The sequence below is a fragment of the Mesobacterium hydrothermale genome (genome assembly GCF_035818635.1).
Taxonomy (GTDB): Bacteria; Pseudomonadota; Alphaproteobacteria; order Rhodobacterales; family Rhodobacteraceae; genus Mesobacterium_A; species Mesobacterium_A hydrothermale.
In genome coordinates, this window is sequence record NZ_JAYLLH010000002.1 from 255,316 (window position 1) to 277,387 (window position 22,072).

The 22,072-nt window shown below is 63.1% G+C and carries 22 protein-coding genes and 1 other RNA gene; 13 read left to right on the forward strand and 10 right to left on the reverse strand.

The genetic code is table 11. The features are described from left to right. Positions 1-116: 116 nt before the first annotated feature. The 5 genes from fumC to ssrA form a co-directional block, all read right to left on the reverse strand. Positions 117-1,508, reverse strand: a complete 1,392-nt coding sequence (gene fumC / locus VK792_RS02690) for a class II fumarate hydratase (protein WP_326295805.1) — start codon at positions 1,506-1,508, stop codon at positions 117-119. A 126-nt stretch (positions 1,509-1,634) separates the two neighbouring features. After that, positions 1,635-2,150: an SspB family protein gene (locus tag VK792_RS02695; protein WP_326295806.1), complete on the reverse strand. Its 516-nt coding sequence runs from the start codon at positions 2,148-2,150 to the stop codon at positions 1,635-1,637. Positions 2,151-2,232: 82 nt separating this feature from the next. Next, the gene (gene chrA, locus VK792_RS02700; RefSeq protein ID WP_326295807.1) at positions 2,233-3,480 is read right to left on the reverse strand and encodes a chromate efflux transporter; all 1,248 of its coding nucleotides are present in this window, start codon (positions 3,478-3,480) and stop codon (positions 2,233-2,235) included. A gap of 38 nt (positions 3,481-3,518) precedes the next feature. Further along, the gene (locus tag VK792_RS02705) at positions 3,519-4,166 is read right to left on the reverse strand and encodes a DUF1194 domain-containing protein (protein WP_326295808.1); all 648 of its coding nucleotides are present in this window, start codon (positions 4,164-4,166) and stop codon (positions 3,519-3,521) included. A 58-nt stretch (positions 4,167-4,224) separates the two neighbouring features. Continuing rightward, positions 4,225-4,581: a transfer-messenger RNA gene (ssrA, locus tag VK792_RS02710) on the reverse strand. 117 nt (positions 4,582-4,698) lie between these two features. Here ssrA and VK792_RS02715 point away from each other — a divergent pair. Continuing rightward, positions 4,699-6,393: a DUF4214 domain-containing protein gene (locus VK792_RS02715; protein WP_326295809.1), complete on the forward strand. Its 1,695-nt coding sequence runs from the start codon at positions 4,699-4,701 to the stop codon at positions 6,391-6,393. A 67-nt stretch (positions 6,394-6,460) separates the two neighbouring features. On the opposite strand, the gene VK792_RS02720 is transcribed toward VK792_RS02715, so the two are convergent. From VK792_RS02720 to VK792_RS02730, 3 genes are all read right to left on the reverse strand, one after another. Further along, a complete protein-coding gene (locus VK792_RS02720) occupies positions 6,461-7,903 on the reverse strand; it encodes a TRAP transporter large permease (protein WP_326295810.1) in 1,443 nt (480 codons plus the stop codon). Positions 7,904-7,907: 4 nt separating this feature from the next. Next, positions 7,908-8,741, reverse strand: a complete 834-nt coding sequence (locus VK792_RS02725; RefSeq protein ID WP_326295811.1) for a TRAP transporter small permease subunit — start codon at positions 8,739-8,741, stop codon at positions 7,908-7,910. 83 nt (positions 8,742-8,824) lie between these two features. Further along, the gene (locus VK792_RS02730; RefSeq protein ID WP_326295812.1) at positions 8,825-9,874 is read right to left on the reverse strand and encodes a TRAP transporter substrate-binding protein; all 1,050 of its coding nucleotides are present in this window, start codon (positions 9,872-9,874) and stop codon (positions 8,825-8,827) included. Positions 9,875-10,154: 280 nt separating this feature from the next. Between VK792_RS02730 and VK792_RS02735 the strand changes: the two genes are divergently transcribed. Continuing rightward, a complete protein-coding gene (locus tag VK792_RS02735; RefSeq protein ID WP_326295813.1) occupies positions 10,155-11,012 on the forward strand; it encodes a phytanoyl-CoA dioxygenase family protein in 858 nt (285 codons plus the stop codon). Positions 11,013-11,044: 32 nt separating this feature from the next. Further along, complete coding sequence (locus VK792_RS02740; RefSeq protein ID WP_326295830.1) at positions 11,045-11,620, forward strand: HD domain-containing protein; 576 nt, start codon at positions 11,045-11,047, stop codon at positions 11,618-11,620. Here the strand turns inward: VK792_RS02740 and VK792_RS02745 are convergent. Then, a complete protein-coding gene (locus tag VK792_RS02745; protein ID WP_326295814.1) occupies positions 11,617-11,970 on the reverse strand; it encodes a DUF4345 family protein in 354 nt (117 codons plus the stop codon). The two genes, VK792_RS02740 and VK792_RS02745, sit on opposite strands and share 4 nt — an antisense overlap. A 150-nt stretch (positions 11,971-12,120) precedes the next feature. Next, positions 12,121-12,507 (reverse strand): ectoine synthase, encoded by a 387-nt coding sequence (locus VK792_RS02750; protein ID WP_326295815.1) that lies wholly within the window; start codon positions 12,505-12,507, stop codon positions 12,121-12,123. 328 nt (positions 12,508-12,835) lie between these two features. On the opposite strand from VK792_RS02750, the gene VK792_RS02755 reads away from it, so the two are divergent. The 10 genes from VK792_RS02755 to VK792_RS02800 all read left to right on the forward strand — a co-directional run bounded on the left by VK792_RS02755 (position 12,836) and on the right by VK792_RS02800 (position 21,999). Then, positions 12,836-13,570, forward strand: coding sequence for a DUF2182 domain-containing protein (locus VK792_RS02755; protein WP_326295816.1), 735 nt, complete (start codon positions 12,836-12,838; stop codon positions 13,568-13,570). An 18-nt stretch (positions 13,571-13,588) separates the two neighbouring features. After that, complete coding sequence (locus tag VK792_RS02760; RefSeq protein ID WP_326295817.1) at positions 13,589-14,209, forward strand: DUF1326 domain-containing protein; 621 nt, start codon at positions 13,589-13,591, stop codon at positions 14,207-14,209. A 21-nt stretch (positions 14,210-14,230) separates the two neighbouring features. Further along, the gene (locus VK792_RS02765) at positions 14,231-14,749 is read left to right on the forward strand and encodes a DinB family protein (protein ID WP_326295818.1); all 519 of its coding nucleotides are present in this window, start codon (positions 14,231-14,233) and stop codon (positions 14,747-14,749) included. A gap of 98 nt (positions 14,750-14,847) precedes the next feature. Next, a complete protein-coding gene (gene acuI, locus VK792_RS02770; RefSeq protein WP_326295819.1) occupies positions 14,848-15,843 on the forward strand; it encodes an acryloyl-CoA reductase in 996 nt (331 codons plus the stop codon). Further along, complete coding sequence (locus tag VK792_RS02775) at positions 15,836-16,228, forward strand: hypothetical protein (RefSeq protein ID WP_326295820.1); 393 nt, start codon at positions 15,836-15,838, stop codon at positions 16,226-16,228. The genes acuI and VK792_RS02775 overlap by 8 nt, the downstream gene beginning before the upstream one ends. A gap of 11 nt (positions 16,229-16,239) precedes the next feature. Further along, positions 16,240-17,445: an aminotransferase class V-fold PLP-dependent enzyme gene (locus VK792_RS02780; RefSeq protein ID WP_326295821.1), complete on the forward strand. Its 1,206-nt coding sequence runs from the start codon at positions 16,240-16,242 to the stop codon at positions 17,443-17,445. Between the two features lie 146 nt (positions 17,446-17,591). Further along, entirely contained in the window at positions 17,592-19,007 is a 1,416-nt protein-coding gene (locus VK792_RS02785; RefSeq protein WP_326295822.1) for a cryptochrome/photolyase family protein, read from the forward strand. Between the two features lie 182 nt (positions 19,008-19,189). Continuing rightward, positions 19,190-20,392: a cyclopropane-fatty-acyl-phospholipid synthase family protein gene (locus tag VK792_RS02790; protein ID WP_326295823.1), complete on the forward strand. Its 1,203-nt coding sequence runs from the start codon at positions 19,190-19,192 to the stop codon at positions 20,390-20,392. A 4-nt stretch (positions 20,393-20,396) separates the two neighbouring features. Then, positions 20,397-20,837 (forward strand): TrgA family protein, encoded by a 441-nt coding sequence (locus tag VK792_RS02795; protein WP_326295824.1) that lies wholly within the window; start codon positions 20,397-20,399, stop codon positions 20,835-20,837. Between the two features lie 4 nt (positions 20,838-20,841). Continuing rightward, on the forward strand, positions 20,842-21,999 hold the full coding sequence (locus VK792_RS02800; protein ID WP_326295825.1) for an NUDIX domain-containing protein: 1,158 nt from the start codon (positions 20,842-20,844) through the stop codon (positions 21,997-21,999). Positions 22,000-22,072 lie beyond the last annotated feature (73 nt).

Sequence of the window (22,072 nt, forward strand, 5' to 3'; positions counted from 1 at the left end):
GTCTAACGGGTTTCGTGCCCAATTCCAGCCAAACCCGCTTTTCCATCATCTTGCCGCAAATATCCCGGGGGGTGTGGGGGGCAGAGCCCCCCACCGATTTTTCGCCGAAAAATCGGTTATTTCGGTCCGATCATATCCTCTGGCCGCACGATCCGGTCAAAGGTTTCCTCGTCCACGAAACCCAGCGCAATCGCCTCTTGCTTCAGCGTGGTGCCGTTCTTGTGCGCGGTCTTGGCGACCTTGGTGGCATTGTCATAGCCGATGGTCGGTGCCAGCGCCGTCACCAGCATCAGCGATTCCTTCATAAGCTTGTCGATGCGGGCGACATTGGCCTCGATCCCGACAACCATGTTGTCGGTGAAGGCCGATGCTGAATCGCCAAGAAGCTGCATCGCCTGCAGCACGTTGTAGGACATCATCGGGTTATAGACGTTCAGCTCGAAATGGCCCTGGCTGCCGGCAAAGCCCACCGCCGCGTCATTGCCCATGACATGGGCGCAAACCATGGTCAGCGCTTCCGCCTGGGTCGGGTTGACCTTGCCCGGCATGATCGACGAACCGGGCTCGTTTTCCGGCAGGATCAGCTCACCCAGGCCAGAGCGCGGACCGGACCCCAGCAGGCGGATGTCGTTGGCGATCTTGAAGAGCGAGGCCGCCACGGTCTTCAGCGCGCCCGAGAACATGACCATCGCATCATGCGCCGCCAGCGCCTCGAACTTGTTCGGCGCGGTGACGAAGGGCAGGCCGGTGATCTCGGCCATGTTGGCCGCGACCATCTCGGCCCAGCCCTTTTTCGTGTTCAGCCCGGTGCCTACGGCGGTGCCGCCCTGCGCCAGTTCATAGATGTCGCCCAGGCAGGCTTCGACCCGTTCGATGCCCTTGGCGACCTGGTGGGTATAGCCGGAAAACTCCTGGCCCAGGGTCAGCGGGGTGGCGTCCTGGGTGTGGGTCCGGCCGATCTTGATGATGTCCTTGAAATCCTCGGATTTCGCGGCCAGCGCGGCGTGCAGCTTGCGCAGGCCCGGCAACAGCACGTCGCGCGCCTGCATGGCAATCGCCACGTGCATCGCCGTCGGGAACGTGTCGTTCGACGACTGGCCCATGTTGCAGTGATCGTTCGGGTGCACCGGCGTTTTCGAGCCCATCACGCCGCCCAGCATCTCGATCGCGCGGTTCGAGATCACCTCGTTGGCGTTCATGTTGGACTGCGTGCCCGACCCGGTCTGCCAGACCACCAGCGGGAAATTGTCGTCGAACTTGCCGTCGATCACTTCGGTCGCGGCGGCCACGATGGCATCGCCCACGGTCTTGTCGATGGTGCCCAGTTCAAGGTTGGCCTGCGCGCAGGCCTTTTTCACCACGCCAAGCGCGCGGATGATCGGCACCGGCTGCTTTTCCCAGCCGATGGGAAAGTTGAGGATCGACCGCTGGGTCTGTGCGCCCCAATACTTGTCTGCGGGGACCTCGAGCGGGCCAAAGCTGTCGGTTTCGGTACGGGTTGCGGTCACGGGATCACTCCTCCAAGCCAAGGGTTGCAGGTGTCTTAGCGGCTGCGCGGCGAAACGCAAGACGGCATACCACGGGATACCGTTAACATCCGCAGCTTTCCGGTCCTTGCGACCGTGCAGGCGGCTTTATTTGCGGAATTTGTCCAGGCTGACGATTTCGGCGTCCTTGTGCGGGGCGTCCTTTTCGTCTGCCTTGGCATGGGCGACGGGGCGGTGTTCGGGCATGGGTTTGACCTCATGCTCTTCCGGCGCATCGTGGGCGGTTTCATCTTCGTCTTCGTCGTCCTCATCCTGCGATTCAAAGCGCAGGCCGAATTCCACCGCCGGATCGACGAATGTCTTGATCGCGTCGTAAGGAATATACAGACGCTCGCGCGAGTCGCCGAAATTCAGCGTTACGGCAAAGCCTTCGTCGCTGACGTCGAGGTCTTCGAAGAAATGCTGCATCACCACCGTCATGTCGCCGGGATAGCGGTCCGACAGCCAGTCCGCGATTTCCACGTCGGGGTGGCCGGTGTCGAAGGTGATGAAGAAATGGTGATCGCCAGGCAGACCGTCGGCCTGAACCCCGGCCAGCACCTCTTGAATCAGCCCGCGCATGGCCTTGTGCATAAGTTTGCCGTAGTCGATGCTTCCGGTCATGCAGGTGATCCCCCATTACGTTACGGCCAGCATATAGCTTTTTCTGCCAAGGAAAAGCCTTGGCGCGCGGCAAATGTGCCGATCAGATCAGACCGCCCAGCCAACCGGCAAAGCCCATCACCGGCACCACCAAAAGCGGCCCGCGCCTGGCACCGAACACAAGGCCAAAGGCCAAGACTGCAAGCGCCAGCGCCGTGGGCGACAGGCTGTGCAGCACGGGCAGGGGCAGCGCGAATGGCCCCAAGCTGACCGTTTGTACCTGCACAAACAGGACATGTAGCGAAAACCACAACGCAAGGTTCAGGATGACACCGACAACAGCGGCAGAGATCATCGCCAGTGCCGCCGCCGGCCGCGCCCGACTGGTGACCGCGTCAAGATAGGGGGCGCCGGCAAAGATCCACAAGAAACACGGCACGAAAGTCATCCACAATGTGACCAGCCCCGCGACCAGCGCCATCCCCCAGCCCCCGGCGCTGTACCCGGTCAGCATCCCCACGAATTGTGTCACCAGAATCAGCGGCCCCGGTGTTGTTTCCGCCAATCCCAGCGCATCGACCATCTGCGCGGCATCCAACCAATGACGCGCGCTGACGACCTCTTGGGACATGTAGGCCAGCACTGCATAGGCGCCGCCGAAGGTGACAACGGCCAATTTTGCAAAGAACAGCCCCAACGCAAGAAGCAGTTCCTGACCCAAGCCAGCCAAGACAGCCAAGGGCGCCAGCCAAAGCGTGATCCAGGCCGCGATCCGTCGCAGGCTGGTGGCACCGGCGGGCCAGGGCGTGGCTGGGGTTTCCGAAGCGCGCGTGCCAAGCCAGCCCCAGGCACCGGCGGCCAGCACGATCAGCGGAAACGGCAGGTTCAGTACAAAGATCGCGGCAAAGGCCAGAACCGCAGCCAACCGCTGTGGCCGGCCCGTCAGCGCCTTGCCGGCGAGCCGGATCAGCGCCTGCGCCACAATGGCGATCACCGCAGCTTTTACCCCCAGCATCAACGCTACGGCCTGCGGGGCAGTGCCGAAGGCCGCGTAAAGCAGCGCCAGCGCGCCCACCACCAACGCGCCGGGCAGCACGAACAACCCACCTGCGATCAATCCACCGGGCACACCGCGCAGACGCCAGCCGCACCAGGTGGCCAACTGCATCGCTTCGGGCCCCGGCAACATCATGCAAAACCCCAGCGCATCGAGGAAACGGCGGTCCTCGATCCAGCCTTCGTCCTCGACCAGCACACGGTGCATCAGCGCGATCTGCGCCGCGGGACCGCCAAAAGACAGGATGCCGATACGGCCAAAGACGCGGGCGAGGTAGGGCAGGCTGGGTGTCATCGCGCGTTTCTATCCGCAGGGATGTGACGGTACCATGACTAGCTGATCACCTGACTGATTTCGCGCAGGATCTTTTCCCGGATCGCACGGGGATAGTCGCGATGGCCGCGCGCCGTGATCACGAACCCGTCGCGGGTGATGACCTTGCGGGAGTAATAGTTGGTGATCGCAACGCCCAGGCCCTCGATCGCGATGGCATTGACGGTGATCCCCAGCCGTTCGGCCCGGCGACGGAAGGGGGCGACCTCTGAACCCGCGTTTGCGGTGCCGTCGCCAGAGATATCGACGATCTTGCGCTTGCAATCGGCAACTTGCCCGAATTGCCGCAACGAGATGTCCAGAGCCTCTGCCGGGGCGGTGTTCGACATCAGGAACGCCCGTTGCATCCCGCGGGCGCGGTCTGACAGCGCCCGCACGTCAAGGGCGGTGCGGATGCGGACCCAGGGGATCGTCACCTGCTGCGCATCGGGGCCGGACCATTGCACCACCGACAGCGCCACGTTGTCCCGAACCAGAATATCGACGATCTCGGGATCCCGCAGCGCATCGGCCAGCCCGTCCACCTGTAATCGGTATTCTGACACGTCGATGGATTGCGACACGTCGATCGACAGCAGCAGCGCGGTTTCGCAAGCCCGGGTCACCGGGGCAAGGAAGATCAGGCAAAGGGCAAGCACCGTGCGCATGCCCCGATGCTGGCCGCAGCGGGCGGGGGCCGTCAAGGGCCGGATCGTAAGAAAGGAAAGTGCAGGCTTCTGTTGCCAGGTGCCTGCGAACCCCGCCTTACGCTGCTAGGCGCAAGGGCTTAGATTTCAGTATTTCCAACTGCTTACGCAGCCAGAGCAACCGGAGCACGATTGTCGTTGGCAATTGTACTTTTCGGACCGATAACGGTGGTACCTCACCGGGACAAAGCAACATCTTTACGCGTTCGTCGATCCTGTTTCGGCCCCAAGACCCCCCAACGAAAGGGGTATTTATGGTGGAGCCGCCGGGTACCGCCCCCGGGTCCGATCCGTTTATTCCATGCGCGTTTATGCCCATAGTCCGGTTGCCCGGACGAAGCGGAATATAGGCACTTCGAAGGAGATTGTGAAGGGGTTGTCGCGGTTTGGCATTTCCGATATGTTGATGCTGTTTGGCGTCTGTCCGCGGTGGGGTTCCCCTTGGGCTCTTTGGTAGGCCAACAAAGTCCGTTGTTTTCAGAGGGAATCTTTCATGGCTGCAGTTTGGTTCTTGCAACCTGTCAACATGAGCGCGTCCGGGCTGAGTTTCCCGGTGGTGAGCGAGATGACGGGGAGCCGGATCGTCATAGTGGACAACGGTATTTCCTACGAATTGACCGGAACATTCAGTGGCCGGCCGCCGTCCCTTGGCTCGAACGACATGATCAGCGGTGTCGTGACAGGGTATTTGTCACGCGCAGGCGCGACCGTGTTTATCGACGCGACCGGTTTGAACGCGGACGCCTGGGATTTGACTGCCGCTATCCTGATTCAACGAGACGCCCAGCTTGCATTTGAAATCGCGCTTCAGGGCAACGATTGGTTTTTCGGGTCCGGTTTTGGCGACGGGATCGACGGTCACGAAGGCACCGATACGATTTTCGGTGGAAGCGGCCGCGACACTCTGAATGGAATGCTGGGAAACGACCTGATCTTTGGCGGTCCTGATCAGGATATGATCACCGGCGGAAATGGGGCGGACTCGATCTCTGGCGACGAGGGTGCTGACAGCGTTTATGGCAATGCCGGGAACGACACGCTGGCCGGTGGCGCCGGCACCGACATTGTTGGCGGCGGCAGCGGAAACGACCTGGTGGTCAGCGGCAATCTCGGTGCGTTCGAAGCGGCGGCCGAAGCGGTTTACCGGATCTACCAGGCAACATTGGACCGCGCCCCGGACGTGGGCGGTTTGATCCAATGGGCCAATGCGCGGGTGAACGGCGCAAACCTGGGGGATATCGCCCGAGGTTTTGTCAATTCGCAGGAATTTCAGAACCGTTACAACGACACCGACAGCACGGCATTCGTGACGCTGCTTTACAACAACGTCCTGAGCCGTGCCCCGGACGCGACCGGGCTGATCGACTGGGTCGGGCGCCTTGAGACCGGCACCAGCCGCCAGGATGTTGTTCTGGGGTTTTCCGAAAGTGCAGAGTTCATTGCCAGCACCCGGATCGAAAGCCTGTCCTATGGCAAAACCCTTCTCAAGGCGTCTTTCACTGACGATCTGTATCGTGTTTACGGGGCCACGCTGGGGCGGGAACCCGACTTTGCGGGTCTGGATGGCTGGGCAGACAAGATGGCCAGCGGGACAAGTTATCAATCCGTCGTGGCGGGGTTCGTCAGATCAGCGGAGTTCCAGCAAACCTATGGCAGCCTCAGTGACAGCGGGTTCGTCTCACTGCTCTACCAGAACGTGCTGGAACGGTCGCCCGACAGCGAGGGCCTGCAAACCTGGCTTGACCGTCTTGCAACCGGCTGGGCACGGGAAAAGGTGGTCGAGGGGTTCGCCCAAAGCGTCGAATATCGCGCGGCAACAGAGCAGCCGCTCAAGCAATGGATGCAAGTCGACCCAACGGATTCTTCGACATATGACAGATTGGCGGGAGCTTCGAATGGTGGTGCGGGCGTTGACACGCTGGTCGGTGGCTTCGCGGTCGATATGTTCGTCTTTGTCGCTGCGGACGGTGCAGGTGAGGGCAGCCACGACACGATCGTTGGTCTGGAAGCTTGGGATATGGTGATCTTCGAAGATTTTGGCTATGGCGATGCGTCAAACGCTTTGCCGTACCTGTCGCAGGTCGGCACAAACGTGGTGTTCGAGGACCAGGGCCATACCGCGGTCTTCCGCAATGCTGATCTGTCCTGTTTCGTGCCCGGGATGGTACAGGTCGAAGAGACCTACTAGCGCCAAGCCATCACATCGCAAAGAAAAAGGCCGGGCTGCCCCGGCCTTTTGTCGTTTTGTCCAAGGATCAGTTGCCGTAGGCCACGCTGGGCAGCCATGTCGTGAGCCAGGGGAACTCGAACACGATGAACAGGCCGGTCAGCTGCAGCAGCACAAAGGGAATGATGCCCTTGTAGATGTGGCCCAGCGAGATTCCCGGCGGGCAGACGCCCTTGAGATAGAACAGTGCAAAGCCCACGGGTGGCGTCAGGAACGAGGTTTGCAAGGTCACGGCCACAAGGATCGCAAACCAGACGATCGAAGGATCGGCGACTTCGCCATAGCCCGGAATCGGCAGGTTCAGCGCGTGGATGATCGGCAGCATCAGCGGCATGATGATGATCGTGATCTCGATCCAGTCCAGCAGAAAGCCAAGGCAGAATACGATGAACAGGATGAACCCGACGGTCAGGTAGGGATCGTCGAACGCCGATTTCACCAGGTGCTCGATGATCTCGTCGCCCCCGTAACGGCGCAGGATCAGGGCAAAGAAGTTCGCCGCAAGGAAGATACCCACGATGTAGCCCGCGGTGTTCAGGGTAGAGCGGCTGACTTCGCGGAAGACCTTCCAGTTCAGCTTGCGGTTGGCCAGCGCCAGCAGCGTGGCCCCCGCGGCGCCCAGGCCCGAAGCTTCGGTCGGCGTGGCGATGCCGGCAAAGATAGAGCCCAGAACCAGCAGGATCAGGAACATCGGCGGGATCACCGCCAGTGCGACTTCTTTCACCTCGTCGATGCCGACGCGGCCCGCATTTTCCGGGGCAGGCATCGCCTTGGGGTTGATCAGGCCATAGATCACGATGAACACGATGTAGAGCGCGCCAAGGATCAGGCCGGGAAACAGCGCCCCCATGAACAGGTCACCCAGCGAAATCGCCAGCTGGTCCGACATGATCACAAGCATGATCGACGGCGGGATCAGGATTCCCAGCGTGCCAGCGCTGGCGATGGTCCCGGTTGCGATCGGCTTGGAATAGTTCTGGCTCATCATTTGCGGCAGGGCCATAACCCCCAGCAGCGTGACCGATGCACCAATCACGCCGGTCGATGCGGCCAGGATGATGCCGATCAGCAGAACGGTCAGCGACAGGCCGCCTTTCAGCCCGCCGAACAGTTTCTGCATCGATTGCATCATCCGCTGCGCCACGCCGGACTGATCCAGCATCAGGCCCATGTAGATGAACATCGGCAGCGCGACCAGAACCGGGTTCTTGACCGTGTTGCCGAACAGGCGACCGGGCAGGGCTTGCAGCTTCTGATAGGAAATACCGGTGCTGTCAAAGCCGATGACGTCCTTGAATGTGCCGCGGAACGGGTCAAGGAAGAACTCGGCGATCAACACAAACAGCAGTGACACGCCGACCAGGGCCATGGCGACGGGGATGCCGCGGAACAGCATCCAGATGAAGACACCGAACATCGCGGCGACGGCGAGTTCGTTGATGGTCAGGAACTGACCCAGGAATTCAAGCATCGGGTTATCCTTCCTGGCCGGCTTTGGCGCCACGGTCCATCAGCCGGGCAACGGCAATGACAACGACGGTGGCGATAAGCGCTGCGGCAACGGTGTATTTGATGTCCCACGGGCCAAGTTCGAATTCATCGAACAGCCAATGGCGGCCAACCTGGCGCATGCTGGTGCCCTCGGGGCTGGTCAGGTAGACGATCCAGAACGTCGCGTAATAGATCGCAAGGTTCAGCGCGAACATTACCGAAGGGAACGCGAACAGCAGCTTTTTCCACAGGACCGGGTTGGTCAGCATCGCCAGGTACCGCGAATAGGCGCCCCAGATCGCGACCGCGATCACAAGGAAGGACACGTTCATGAAGACCTTGAGGATCCACAGATTGTGCAGGCCGTTGGGACTGTCCGATCCCTCGTTCGCCACCACCGATGAAATCGCGTAGTTCAGCGTCACGTCCCAGGCGAGGATGATGAACGGCAAAAAGCACCACGCCAGCGCAAGGATTTCTGTGCGCAGCTTCTTGGCCTTGGTGAAACTGTCATAGCGGATATCGACCCGCACGTGGCTGTTGGTGGTCACTGCATAGGCGATACCGATCAGCACGGCGGCGCCGTAAAGCCACCACTGAAGGTCGTCAAGCCAGGCTTGGTTGTGGCCGGCCTGTCGCAGGATGACCTGGGCACAGATCGCAACCATCAGGATCGGAAACAGCCAGGCAAAGACATTGCCGATCGCCACGATCCCCCGGTCGAACTTGTTGTGGGTCTCTCTGTCTACCTCACCGGGGTCGGTGATGGCGACAACCACGTCGGACGTATCCACGGCGACGCTCCTCCAATTTTTCATGATGGGGCCGCGACCGCTCCCAAGGCCGCAGCGAAAAAACCGGGACGGCAGTCCGTCCCGGTTCGTCTTTTCGGATCAAATGATCAGTTCCGCGGACGCGGCATATAGATGGTGTCGCCCCAGGTCTTGTAGCCGGCGCGATACTCGGTCAGGTCGTCCCAGACTTCCTTGAAGAACGGGTCTTCCGCGGCCAGTTCTGCGGCGACTTCGTTCCAGGTGGCTTCGAACACGGCCAGCTGTTCCGGGGTCCAGCTCTTGATGGTCACGCCGTGCTTTTCGACGTTCTCGACCATGGCGGAGTAGTTGGACTGCTCACCCTCGGCATAGTTGGTGGTGATGTTGGCCAGGCAAGCGATTTCGATCTGCTTCTGCGCGGTTTCGCTCAGGTCGTCCCAACGGTCCTTGTTGATCAGCAGTTCGAACAAGGTCGCGGGCTGGTGCCAGCCGGGGAAGTAGTTGTATTTCGCGATCTGGTAGAAGCCCAGACGCGCGTCGATGCGCGGCATCGAGAATTCGGTGGCGTCGATGGCGCCGCGTTCCAGCGCCGGGAAAATGTCACCGCCGGCCAGCAGCGAGGTCGACACGCCAAGGCGCTGCATCACTTCGGCGCCCAGGCCGAAGAAGCGCATGTTCAGGCCCTTCAGGTCGTCGAGCGAGGTGATCTCGTTCTTGAACCAGCCCGAGGTCTCCGGCGCGATCAGGCCGCACGGGGTGACATGCACGTTATAGCCGTTGTCGTCATACATCTGCTGGAACAGGCGCGCGCCGTCATCATACAGCATCCAGCCCAGGAATTCGCCCGCTTCCGGGCCGAAGGGCACGGCTGCAAACAGCGATGCTGCGGTGATCTTGCCCTGCCAGTAACCCGAAGTGGTGAAGGCCGCGTCGACCGAGCCGTTGGAAACGGCATCCAGCGCTTCCAGGGTCGGGACCAGTTCACCGGGATCGAAATGTTCGAATTCCACCTCGTCGGAAATCGCGTTCACCTTGTCGGTGAAGTCGACGCCGGCGGTGCCGAGGATCGGCAGGTTCTTTCCGAAGGCCGAGGTCATTTCAAAGGTTTCCTGCGCGTAAGCCACGCCGGAGACCGCGAACGTGGCCGCGACGGCAGCCGTGAAAGTGCGGATAGTCATGTGTGTCCTCCCAAAGGTCCACGCCCTTTGCGGGCGTTTGGTAATCTGAGTTTACCAATTACCGGTCTATCAATCTGATCGCGGCAATGTGAATACCCAGTTCTACGGAGTATAGAGGCCAAATCGGTACCGGAAACCCGAAACCGTCGTGAAATCGTCCAGACGGCAGGTTTTTTTGGGGGGTGCCAACGTCGTTTTTTCCGACAGGCTGTGTCGCATTCCAGCGCGACCTGTCCCGGCCAATGACCCGACGCTGGGGATAGGTCCACAGGAGGCGCAGATGAACGCAGATCAGCTTGCATCCTATCGCCGCGACGGTTTCGTGTCCGGGCTGCCGGTGTTCGACCCGTCCGATGTCACGCGGATCCGCGGCGCCATTGAGCAGCTCGAAGCCCACCACGCAGACGGCGCCGGCGGTCATGCGCTCAACCAGTTTTTCCGTGTCAACGGCCAGCTTGTGATCCCGCTGCTGGCCGATCTTGCGCGCACCCCGGCGATCCTCGACGTCGTGGAACAGGTGCTGGGGCCCGATCTGCTGGTCTGGTCGGTGGAACTGTTCATCAAGGAGGCGGGCAGCGCCAAGACCGTCAGCTGGCACCAGGACATCACCTATTGGGGCATGGGTGAAACCGATGACGAGGTCACCGCCTGGGTCGCGCTGTCCGATGTCAGCGTGCAGGCCGGGTGCATGCGGTTTCTGCCCGGCTCTCATGCCGGTGGCATCGTGCCCCATGCCGATACGTTCGCGCCGGACAACCTTCTGTCGCGTGGACAGGAGATCGCCCATGTCGATGAAACACAGGCAGTTTTCGGCCCGCTGCGACCTGGAGAATTGTCGCTCCATCATGGCCGTTGCTTCCATGCCTCCGGCCCGAACCGATCATCCGACCGCCGCATCGGGCTGGCCATTCGTTATGTCACGCCGGGGGTGCGCGATGGCCTGCCCGGCCGTGACTATGCCATGCTGGTGCGCGGCCAGGACCGCCATCAGGGCTGGACACCTGTCGCCGGCGCGCGCGCGTTGTTTCACCCCGCAGACCTTGCGCTTTACGACCAGGTGTTGTCGGATCAGTCCGCAACGCTGTCCGCCGGTGCCACCGGCACCGTCGATCTTTACCAGACAGGAGGCCCGCAATGACCCAGGACACCCGCACCGTGTCCTTCACCCAGATGAAGGATGGTACAAAAGAGGACTACCTTCTGCTCGAAGAGATGGAAAAACCCTATCTCGCGCTGACGCCGGACCGGGTGCTGGACGAACTGCGGCGACAGGGCGAAACCACGCTGGAAGGCTACAAGATCACCCGCCTGACCCACGGGTTGCAGGCCGCCACCCGGGCCGAGGCCGAAGGGGCCGATATCGACTGGGTCGTCGGCGCCCTGCTGCATGACATCGGTGACGGTCTCGCGCCGCAAAACCACGACAGGTTCTCGGCCGAGGTGATCCGCCCCTTTGTCCGCTGGGAAGTGGCCTGGACCGTCGAACATCACGGCATCTTCCAGATGCTTTACTATGGTCACCACTACGGCTGGGATCGCAACGCCCGCGACCAGTTCAGGGATCATCCCTGTTTCGACACCTGCGCCGCGTTCTGCGAACGCTGGGACCAATCCAGTTTCGATCCTGACTATCCGGCCCGGCCGCTGGCGCATTTCGAACCGATGGTGCGCCAGGTCTACAGCCGCAAGGCCTATGATCCGGCCGTGCTGCAAGAGGGGGTCGTGACCGGTCTGCCACCGCTTTAGGGCCAGTTGACGGCGATCAGCCAGGTGGCGGGCAAGGCCTCGAAGGCGAACCAGACCGCGGCCTTGGGCATCGGCGGGCGGTCGATCGCGATCGACACCGCCCGGCCCGTGGCCGCCCCGGCATAGGCCACGCCAAGCGCGGCATAAAGCCAGCCCGCCCCGGTCAGCAGGCAAGCCAGCCCCAGCGCAACGAACAGCCCGCCGGCAGAGGCGCGCAGTTCGCTCAGCCCCATGGTGCTGCCTCGGGTCTCAAGATCCAGCGCCGACGCGGTAAAACGCGGCGCCAGAAAGCCAAATCCGCCAAGCCCCACGGTCAGCGCCGCCAGTGCGATGTTCACGATTTCCATCATGCGGCAGACCTAGACCAAACCCAGGGAAAGAAAACCTTCCCGCCCTTCTTCTGGCCGAAAATATCCCGGGGGGTGTGGGGGGCTGGCCCCCCAACGACGCAACGGCGGCCATATGGCAACGCTCCGTTGGCTACGTGCACACCGCACCGGTCAGTAGGCAGAGCCGCCTGTAGCGTCCAGCTTATGTCTCTCAGTGCCCTTCAGCGGCGGGTTGAAAACGCTGACCAGGACAAGATCCGTGTCGTCGTCTGCAATCAGGTAATGGTCGTCGTGCTTGTCCAGCACATAGATCGTGCCGGGTTTGACCGGATGGAACGTGCCGTCCAGGTCCTCCACCCCGCCGGATCCGCCGATGCAGTAACACGCCTCCAGGTGGTTGCGATAGTGCAGTCGTGACCGGGTGCCAGCGCGCACAACCGTGTGGCACACGGTAAAGCCCATGTCGTCGCTCTCGGTCAGCAACCGGTGGCTGGTCCCGGCGCCCCAGTCCACGAAGAACTCCGTCTTTTCCACATCCTCACATGATCGCGTGAACATTCCGCTCTCCTTTGCACACACAAATACCCCCGGGAACCGAGTTTCGCATGAGTTGCAAATCTGGCAAAACCCGGGGCGCATCCGGCAGCGAATTCGTTGCGGAGTGACGCCGATTTTCCACAATTTCTGCCTGTTTTACAGGCATCAAAGCGTTACTGGCGATGGTGCCGCAACGCTGCGTTTTCAGCTTCGGGACAATCGTCCGAAACCGCCCGTTTCGTGTCGCGACGTACCGTCGTGTTTGTGCCCCCTGACAAGCTCTGCCAAAGTCGGTCCAAGACATGAGTCGGGGAGGACAGGGCCGATGTGGGCCACGCGGATCAGGTCCATGCGCGCGCCGCACTGGCTGGCGCTTTACGGCGCGGTGTTGTTGTGCTGGGCGCTGCTGGTGCTGATGGCGGTGCCGGACGACCTGCGTGGCACGGCGCGCGCCTTTGGCGGCGATGTCTGGGCGGCATTCTGCACCACCACGCCGGATGCCATGGGCTATGTCCGGCTGTGGACCATGTGGGCGCTGATGTCGGGGGCGATGATGGCGCCCACCGCGCTGCCCGCCTTTGCCACCTATGACGACCTGCCCGACGGGCCGGGCAAGCGGTTCGGCGCGCTTGCCGTGGGCTATCTGCTGGTCTGGCTGGGCTTTGCCACGCTGACGGCGGGGGTGCAGATGGGGCTGTTCCGGGTCGGGCTGTTGTCTGCCTTCGGTGACAGCCGGTCGGACTGGCTGTCGGCGGCGCTGTTGTTGCTGGCGGGGCTTTACCAGTTCTCGTCGCTCAAGGCGGCTTGCCTGGCCAAGTGCCGCCTGCCGCTGACCTTCTTCTTGCAGCACTGGGACGACGGTGCGCTGCGCATGGGGCTGCGGCTGGGCGCGATCTGCCTGGGGTGTTGCTGGGCGCTGATGTTGCTGGGGTTTGTCGGCGGCGTCATGAGCCTGGGCTTCATGGGGCTGGCGACCGTGGTGATGATGCTGGAAAAACTGCAGGCCGGGCGGTGGCTGACCGCGCCGCTGGGCGTGCTGCTGATCGGATCGGCCTTCGCGTTGGTCCTGGGTTTTCTGGGATAAGGAAGAGGGAGAGGGAAAATGAGCAATACACCGCCCTGGGCGATCAAGGGAGAGTTGATCCTGAACTGCAACTGCACGGTGTTCTGCCCCTGTGTCATCAGCCTGGGTCAGCACCCGCCGACCGAAGGCGATTGCGCCGGCTGGGCGGGCATCCGCATTGACACCGGCCACTACGGCGACGAGGACCTGTCGGGGCTGAACGTGGGGCTGCTGCTGGAAATTCCCGGCCGCATGGCACGCGGCAACTGGAAGGCCGCGGCCTATATCGACGAACGCGCGTCAGAGGCGGCCTATGACGGGCTGGTGGCGATCATGACCGGGGCCGCGGGTGGCACCACGGGGCTGTTCAAGATGCTGGTCAGCGAATTCCTGGGTGCCGAACGCGCACCGGTGGTGTTCGAGACCGAGGGCAACGAACGTCGCCTGATGGTGGGCCGCGCGATCAAGGGATCGGTCAAGCCGGTGCAGGGCGCGGATGGCGGCGACGTGGTCGTCACCAACACGCAATACTGGATGGGCCCGGACATCACCGTGGCGCAGGCCAGCCAGGGCCGGGTGCGCGCGTATGGCCGGGTCTGGGATTTCGACGGCCGCAGCGCCGAGATCTGCCAGATCGACTGGAAAGGCCCGGGGCGGTAACTGGCAGGGATGGAGCCGGACATGATCGTCACCCCGGACTATTGCGTGACCATGGCGCGCTACAACGCCTGGCAGAACCGCCAGTTGCGGCGCATCGTCGAGGCGATGCCTGATGACGCGGTGCGTGCCGAGCGTGGCGCCTTTTTCGGGTCGATCCTGGCCACGCTGAACCATATCCTTTGGGGGGACAGGTTGTGGATGGCGATGTTCACCGGGTCCGAAAAACCGGATGTGGGGATCCCGGGCAGCGTTGAGCTGACCCCTTCGGTCCCGGAATGGGCGACGCAGCGGTTCCGGGTGGACGGCCAGTTGCTGATCTGGGCGGAAACCCTGTCGGCGCTGGACCTGACGGGCAGCCTGACGTGGTATTCCGGTGCGATGGGGCAAGAGGTGACGCGACCGGTGTCGGTTTGCGTCATGCATATGTTCAACCACCAGACCCATCATCGCGGGCAGGTGCACGCGATGCTGACGGCGGCGGGGCAGAAAGCGCCCGCCACCGATCTGGTGTTCATGCCTGCAGACGGGCCTTGGCCTTGATCTTGGCGCGTGGGGCTGATTGATGGGGAGTCGAAGCGAGGGGCCGGCCCCTCGCGCTCCCCGGAGTATTTCTGGAAAGATGAAAGGGACTGAGGGTTATGTTCAAGGCACTGGTGGTCGAGAAGGATGAGGAAAGCGGCAAGACATCTGCCGCGGTGGCGGAGATTGCCGAGGCGGACCTGCCCGCGGGCGAGGTGTTGGTGGCGGTCGATTATTCCACCGTCAACTACAAGGACGGGCTGTGCATAGGTCCGGGCGGTGGGTTGGTGCGGACCTATCCGCATGTGCCGGGGATCGATTTTGCCGGCACCGTCGAGGCCTCTGACGACGCGCGGTACAAGCCCGGCGACAAGGTGGTGCTGACCGGCTGGCGCGTGGGCGAAAATCGCTGGGGCGGCTATGCGCAGAAGGCGCGGGTGCCGGCGGATTACCTGGTGCCGCTGCCCGAGGGGCTGTCGACGCGGGCCGCGATGGCGGTGGGGACAGCCGGGCTGACGGCGATGCTGGCGGTGATGGCGCTGGAAGACCACGGGCTGACCCCCGGTGACGGACCGGTGCTGGTGACCGGGGCCGCGGGGGGCGTGGGCTCGGTCGCCGTGGCGATCCTGGCCAAGCTCGGGCACGAGGTGGCCGCGGTCACCGGGCGACCGGAACAGGCGGAGTATCTGACGGGGCTGGGCGCGACCGAGATTGTGGCGCGCGAGGAACTGACCGAGGTCACCCGCAAGCCGCTGGAAGGCGAGCGCTGGGCCGGATGCGTCGATGCGGTGGCGGGCGCGATGCTGGGCCGGGTGCTCAAGCAAATGAAGTATGGCACGTCGGTTGCCGCCATTGGCCTGGCCGGCGGGGCTGCGATCGAGGGCGCGCTGATCACGCCGTTCATCCTGCGCGGGGTGAACCTGCTGGGTATCGACAGCGTGATGCAGCCTTATGACAACCGGGTCCGCGCCTGGAGCCGGATCGCGCAGGACCTGCCGATGGACAAGCTGGAGGCGATGATCACCCCCGCCACGCTGGCCGATCTGCCAGGGCTGGGACGCGACATCCTTAAGGGCCAGGTCAAGGGGCGGGTTGTGGTTGATGTGAATGGCTGATCCGACGCAACAGGAATTGGCAGAAATCGCCGAGACTCGGGCAGAGATCTTTCGGCCCGCCTGGTTCGGGCGCCTGTTCGGCGCCCGGCTTGGCCTTGGCGAAACCTTCTGGAGCGGGCATGTCGGGCTGCAACTGGTGGCGATGCCGCTGTGGCTGCTGCTGGTGGTCGTGGTGCCCACGGTGGCGCCGGGGCTGCGCGCGGGCAGCCTGCTGCTGTTCTTCATCGGCTCTGCCATCGTGACGTTGCTGGTGACTCAGGCGGTGGTTCGGGTCGCGCTGGCGGGGCGTCACGGCCTTTGGGGCTGGATTGCAAGCCTGTTCAGCCTGCTGATCAGTGCCCAGAGCCTGGCGCTTTTGGGGATGTGGCTGAGCGGGAAACTTTAGTAGGGCGACAGATGACTTCCTTGGATACCGATTTCGTCCGGGCGCAGTTCCCGGCCTTTTCCGAGCCTTCCCTGCAGGGCAAGGCGTTTTTCGAAAACGCGGGCGGGTCATACACCTGCGGGCCGGTGATCGACCGGCTGACGCGGTTCTATACCCAGCGCAAGATGCAGCCCTATGGCCCGTCGGAACCCAGCCGCCTGGGCGGCGCGGAAATGGACGAGGCGTGCGCCGGGCTGGCGCGGTTGCTGGGCGTGGAGGTGGACGAGGTCAGCTTTGGTCCGTCGACCACGCAGAACACCTATGTTCTGGCGCAGGCGTTCCGGACGTTCCTGAAACCGGGCGAGGCGATCGTTGTCACCAATCAGGACCACGAAGCCAATTCCGGTCCCTGGCGGCGGCTGGCGGAGGAGGGGATCGAGGTGCGGGAATGGCAGATCGATCCCGATACCGGCCACCTGGACCCGGCGAAGCTGGAGCCGCTGCTGGATGAAAACGTCCGGCTGGTCTGCTTCCCGCATTGTTCCAACGTGGTGGGCGAAATCAACCCGGTGGTCGAAGTCACGGCACTCGCCCATGCGGCGGGCGCGTTCGTCTGTGTCGATGGCGTCAGTTATGCGCCGCACGGGTTTCCGGATGTGGCTGCGCTTGGAGCGGATATCTATCTGTTTTCCGCCTACAAGACCTATGGCCCGCATCAGGGCATCCTGGTGATCCGTCGCGCGCTGGGAGAGGTCTTGCCGAACCAGGGGCACCATTTCAACGGCGCGACGCTGTACAAGCGGTTCACGCCGGCGGGGCCGGACCATGCGCAGGTCGCCGCCTGCGCCGGGATGGTGGATTATGTCGAGCTGCTGGCCGCCCATCACGGCGTTGGCGCGGGCGCGATGCACGGGCTGATGCGGGACCAGGAGGTGCGGCTGTTGCAGCCGCTGCTGGACGCGGTCAAGGGGCGCAATGCCGTACGCCTGCTGGGGCCGGACCGGGCCGAGAGGCGTGCGCCCACCGTGGCGCTGGCGCTGAACCGCCCGGCGCGGCCGGTGGCCGAGGCGCTGGCGGCACGCGGGATCATGGCCGATGGTGGCGATTTCTATGCCCAGCGACCGTTGCAGGCCATGGGCGTGGACCCGGACCAGGGGGTTTTGCGGCTGTCGTTCGTGCACTATACGTCGGAAGACGAGGTGGCGCGGCTGATCGCGGCGCTGGACGAGGTGTTGTAGGGCGGCCCGATTTTTCGGAGAAAAATCGAGGGGGCGCTGCCCCCTCGGCCTGCGGCCTCACCCCCGGGATATTTTTCGCAAGATGATGGGGTAGGGTTGATTTCCTGCGCCCGGGGTTAGGTTTGCCGGGAAAGAAGGAGGGCGCCATGGGGCCGAGCATAGTCTGGATCCGGCGCGATCTGCGCCTGAGCGATCATCCCGCGATGCGCGCGGCGGTGGCGCGGGGTGGGCCGGTGGTGCTGGTGTTTTTCCGCGATGACCTGGTTGATGGCCTGGGCGCTGCGCCGAAATGGCGGTTGGGGCTGGGGCTGGAGGCGTTTGCGCGGGCTTTGGAGGCGCGGGGGCAGCGTTTGATCCTGCGGTCGGGGGCGGTACGGGACGGGCTGCTGAAGCTGGCGGCGGAGGTCGGGGCCGAGGCGGTTTACTGGATACGGGCCTATGATCCGGCGTCGGTCGCGCGGGACACGGAGGTCAAGGCGGCGCTGAAAGAGGCGGGCCTGGTTGCGGAGAGTTTCGCCGGGCACCTGCTGTTCGAGCCCTGGACGGTGGAGACCGGGCAGGGCGGATTCTACAAGGTGTATACGCCTTATTGGAAGGCGGTGCGGACGCGGAGTGTGGCAGAGCCTCTGGCGGCGCCGGGCACGTTGCCCGCGCCCAGGACCTGGCCGGACAGCGAGGCGCTGGAGGATTGGTCGCTGGGGGCGGCCATGCGGCGCGGCGCGGCGGTGGTGGCGCGCCATGTGAGCGTTGGCGAAGCGGCGGCGCAGGGGCGGCTGGGGGCCTTTGTCGCGCAGAAGGTGGCCGACTACGGGACGCGGCGGGATTTCCCGGCGGAGGAGGCGACCTCGGGCCTGAGTGGGCACCTGAGCCTGGGCGAGATCAGCCCGGCGATGTGCTGGCAGGCCGGGCGGCGCGCGATGGAAGAGGGCAAGCCGGGGGCGGAGGTGTTCCTGAAGGAACTGGTCTGGCGCGACTTTGCCTATCACCTGATGTGGCACACGCCGCATCTGCTGACCCGGAACTGGCGTGAGGACTGGGACGGGTTTCCGTGGAACGAGGACGAGAGCCGGCCCGAGGTGGTGGCCTGGAAACGGGGGCGCACCGGTATCCGCTTTGTCGATGCGGCGCTGCGCGAGATGTACGTCACCGGGCGGATGCACAACCGTGCGCGGATGATCGTGGCGAGTTATCTGACAAAGCACCTGCTGAGCCACTGGAAAACCGGGCAACGCTGGTTCGAGGACTGCCTGGAAGACTGGGACCCGGCGGCGAACGCCATGGGCTGGCAATGGGCGGCAGGGTCCGGGCCGGATGCCGCGCCCTACTTCCGGGTGTTCAACCCGGTCACGCAGCTGGAGAAATTCGACCCCAGGGGCACATATGTGCGGCGCTGGATCGCGGAAGGGGTGCAGCGCCCGACCGACACGGCGCTGTCGTATTTCGACGCGATACCGGAAAGCTGGGGGCTGTCGCCAGACATGCCCTATCCCGCCCCGGTGGTCGAAGCGGCCGACGGGCGGACGGCCGCGCTGGACGCCTACGCGCGCTTCAAGCAGGGCTGACGTGACGGCAGGCGGTGGGCGGATGTGTTGAAAAAAATCGCAGTTTCAGTGGATTGCAAGACGTTGTGCGTGAAATCCCGTGGCTTTGCAAGGTTTCTGCCCTAGGCGCCGTTGACGGCCCGAAACTGGACTTACATTGCGTGAAGATATAGCGTTTACCTTGACTAAAGGACCCTCAGGCGATGGCGATCACGGCAGCTTTGCGCACCGACAAGCTTGGGCAGACCCTGTTGCGCCGGGTAGAACCGTTTGTCACAGGGCGAATGACCGTCTGCTTTTCCGACGGACAAGAGGTTGTTCTGGCCAATGGCCGGCCCGGGCGGGTGTCCGCGGTGCACATCCATGACATGGCGGTTTTCCGGCGCATCGCCCTTGGCGGCTGGGTCGGGGCCTGTGACGCGTATATTGACGGGATGTGGTCGACGCCTGATCTCCAGGAGTTGCTCGACCACATGGAAGAGCTGGACGACGGTTTCCTGGATGATGCCTTGCGCGCGGGGCCGGTGGCGCGGCTGATCGAAACCTTGCGGTTCTGGCTGCAATCCAATTCCAAGCGCCAGGCGCGGCGCAACATCGCTTATCACTATGATCTTGGGAACGATTTCTACCGGCTGTGGCTGGATGAAACGATGACCTATTCCTCGGGCATTTTCCGCAGCGGGCAGGAAAGCCTGGAGGCGGCGCAGGAGGCGAAATACGCCAGCATGGTTGACCTGATGGGCGCCAAGCCCGGCGATCACGTGTTGGAAATCGGCTGTGGCTGGGGCGGATTCGCAGAATATGCGGCGGCCAAGCGTGGGCTGAAGGTGACCGGGCTGACCATCAGCAAGGAACAGTTGGACTATGCCCAGGACCGGATCGCGAAGGCCGGGTTGCAGGACCGGGTGACGCTGAAGTTGCAGGACTACCGGGATGAACAGGGGCGCTATGACGGGATCGCGTCGATCGAGATGTTCGAAGCGGTCGGGCAAAAGTACTGGCCCACATATTTCGACAAGGTGAAGACCTGTCTGAAACCCGGCGCCAAGGCGACCTTGCAGATCATCACCGTACATGACCGGCGCTGGGACAGCTATCGCAAGGGTGTGGATTTCATCCAGAAATACATTTTTCCCGGTGGCATGCTGCCCGCGCCCAAGGTCCTGCGCGAAGAGGTCGAGCGTGCCGGTTTGCGTGTCGAGGGATCGATCGAATTTGGTGAAAGCTATTCGCAGACCCTGCGGCGATGGCACGAGACCTTTAACGAGAAGTGGGAGGCGATCGCGCAACAGGGGTTCGACAATCGGTTCCGCCGGATGTGGAATCTGTACCTCACCTCTTGCGCGGCGGCATTTCACAGCGGTAACTGCGACGTGACCCAGATCACGATTACGAAACCGAGCTGATTTCATGCCCACTGCCGCCCGCGTCGTCGCCGGAGTCCTTCTTGCCATCGTCGCGTTTGTTGCGTCCGAGGCGTTCAAGCCGCTGATGCACGAGAACACCAATTTCGGCTATTTCAGCATCGTGAACGCCGGGATCGGTTTGTTGGTGGGGTGGATCGTGATTGGCAGCCGCGTCGGGCGTGGTCTGACCGCTGGGTTCAACAACGGGCTGACCGGCGCGATTGCGCTGACCTTCTGGTGCCTGTTCGTTCATGGCTCCTACAAGATGGTCGAGGACAGTTTCGACCGCCGGTTCACCGACATGCTGGAAGCCATCGCATCGATCTTTGAACGGATGCTGGAATACGGGATGATCATGCTTGATGTGAATGTCATTGCCATTCTGCTGATCGGCGGCGTGATCACCGGGGTGCTGGCCGAAATCGCCTCGCGCCTTTGGAAATGACCCTGTGACCCCGCTTTTTTTCTACGGAACGTTGTGCCATCTGCCATTGCTGGAGGTCGTGCTGGGCCGCCCGGTCGAGGCCGCCAGCCTGGTGCCCGCAACGCTGTCCGGTCACGCCGTCTATTGGGCCGATGGGCATTCCTTTCCGATTGTCCAGGCTGCGCCGTCGCAAGAGGCACACGGCCTGTTGCTGGCAGACCTGACCAACGACGAAGTCGCGCGATTGTCGTTTTACGAAGACGGGTTCGGCTATGATCTGAAACCGGTTAGCGTGAACACCCCGGATGGGCCCCGGATCGCGCAGGTTTATTTCCCGCATGATGGCTTGTGGCAGCCTGGTGCGCCTTGGTCATTGAACGACTGGGTGCGGGACTGGGGCTTCATGACGGTGGAAACCGCCAAGGATTTCATGCGCCAGTGCGGCCAGACCGCGGCAGAGCGCGCACAGGCGATCTGGCCGTTCCTTCTGGCGCGGGGCTGGGCGCGACAGATGGCCCAGACGCCCGCCGCAGCGACCCTGCGCAGCGATGCGGGGCGCGACGCGGTGGAAATCCGCGAACGTCCTGGCGGGTTCGAAGGGTTCTTTGCGCTGCGCAGCTTTGACGTACGGTTTCGCCGGTTCGACCGTACGATGAGCGCGTGGATGCCACGCGAGGTGTTCGTTGCGTTCGACGCTGCGCTGGTACTGCCCTATGATCCGCAAGCCGACACGGTGCTGTTGATCGAACAGATGCGCAACGGGCCGGTATTTCGCGGCGATCCGCACCCCTGGGTGCTGGAGCCGGTGGCCGGTCTGGTCGATGCCGGCGAAGACCCCGAGCTTTGCGCCCGCCGCGAGGCCAGGGAAGAGGCCGACATCACCCTGGGACATGTCGAAAAGATGTGCCAGGTTTATGCCGCACCAGGCTACACAACCGAATATTTCCATTGCTTTGTCGGGCTGGCCGATCTGGACCGTGCCAGCGGGCAGATCGGTGGGCTGGACGACGAACACGAAGACATCCGCAGCCATATCATCGGTTTCGACCACGCCATGGCGCTTGTCGACAGCGGAGAGATCAACGCAGGCCCGCTGGTGATGATGCTGCTTTGGCTGGCACGGCACCATGACCGGCTGCGCGCGATGCCGCGCCAGGCGCAGCCCACGGGCCCGGTAGGCTAGTGGATTGATCGCGACAAACGAGTCCGAATTGGGATTCCCATTTGGTGCTGGCCGTGCGAGTCATGCTGATGCG

Coding starts and splice junctions, on each gene's coding strand:
- acuI (WP_326295819.1), top strand. CDS start 14,848: ATGTTCAAGGCACTGGTGGTCGAGAAGGATGAGGAAAGCGGCAAGACA.
- VK792_RS02790 (WP_326295823.1), top strand. CDS start 19,190: ATGGCGATCACGGCAGCTTTGCGCACCGACAAGCTTGGGCAGACCCTG.
- VK792_RS02760 (WP_326295817.1), top strand. CDS start 13,589: ATGAGCAATACACCGCCCTGGGCGATCAAGGGAGAGTTGATCCTGAAC.
- VK792_RS02725 (WP_326295811.1), bottom strand. CDS start 8,741: ATGAAAAATTGGAGGAGCGTCGCCGTGGATACGTCCGACGTGGTTGTC.
- VK792_RS02780 (WP_326295821.1), top strand. CDS start 16,240: ATGACTTCCTTGGATACCGATTTCGTCCGGGCGCAGTTCCCGGCCTTT.
- VK792_RS02730 (WP_326295812.1), bottom strand. CDS start 9,874: ATGACTATCCGCACTTTCACGGCTGCCGTCGCGGCCACGTTCGCGGTC.
- VK792_RS02745 (WP_326295814.1), bottom strand. CDS start 11,970: ATGATGGAAATCGTGAACATCGCACTGGCGGCGCTGACCGTGGGGCTT.
- VK792_RS02765 (WP_326295818.1), top strand. CDS start 14,231: ATGATCGTCACCCCGGACTATTGCGTGACCATGGCGCGCTACAACGCC.
- VK792_RS02720 (WP_326295810.1), bottom strand. CDS start 7,903: ATGCTTGAATTCCTGGGTCAGTTCCTGACCATCAACGAACTCGCCGTC.
- chrA (WP_326295807.1), bottom strand. CDS start 3,480: ATGACACCCAGCCTGCCCTACCTCGCCCGCGTCTTTGGCCGTATCGGC.
- VK792_RS02795 (WP_326295824.1), top strand. CDS start 20,397: ATGCCCACTGCCGCCCGCGTCGTCGCCGGAGTCCTTCTTGCCATCGTC.
- VK792_RS02750 (WP_326295815.1), bottom strand. CDS start 12,507: ATGTTCACGCGATCATGTGAGGATGTGGAAAAGACGGAGTTCTTCGTG.
- VK792_RS02740 (WP_326295830.1), top strand. CDS start 11,045: ATGAAGGATGGTACAAAAGAGGACTACCTTCTGCTCGAAGAGATGGAA.
- VK792_RS02785 (WP_326295822.1), top strand. CDS start 17,592: ATGGGGCCGAGCATAGTCTGGATCCGGCGCGATCTGCGCCTGAGCGAT.
- VK792_RS02705 (WP_326295808.1), bottom strand. CDS start 4,166: ATGCGCACGGTGCTTGCCCTTTGCCTGATCTTCCTTGCCCCGGTGACC.
- VK792_RS02735 (WP_326295813.1), top strand. CDS start 10,155: ATGAACGCAGATCAGCTTGCATCCTATCGCCGCGACGGTTTCGTGTCC.
- VK792_RS02715 (WP_326295809.1), top strand. CDS start 4,699: ATGGCTGCAGTTTGGTTCTTGCAACCTGTCAACATGAGCGCGTCCGGG.
- VK792_RS02755 (WP_326295816.1), top strand. CDS start 12,836: ATGCGCGCGCCGCACTGGCTGGCGCTTTACGGCGCGGTGTTGTTGTGC.
- VK792_RS02695 (WP_326295806.1), bottom strand. CDS start 2,150: ATGACCGGAAGCATCGACTACGGCAAACTTATGCACAAGGCCATGCGC.
- VK792_RS02775 (WP_326295820.1), top strand. CDS start 15,836: ATGGCTGATCCGACGCAACAGGAATTGGCAGAAATCGCCGAGACTCGG.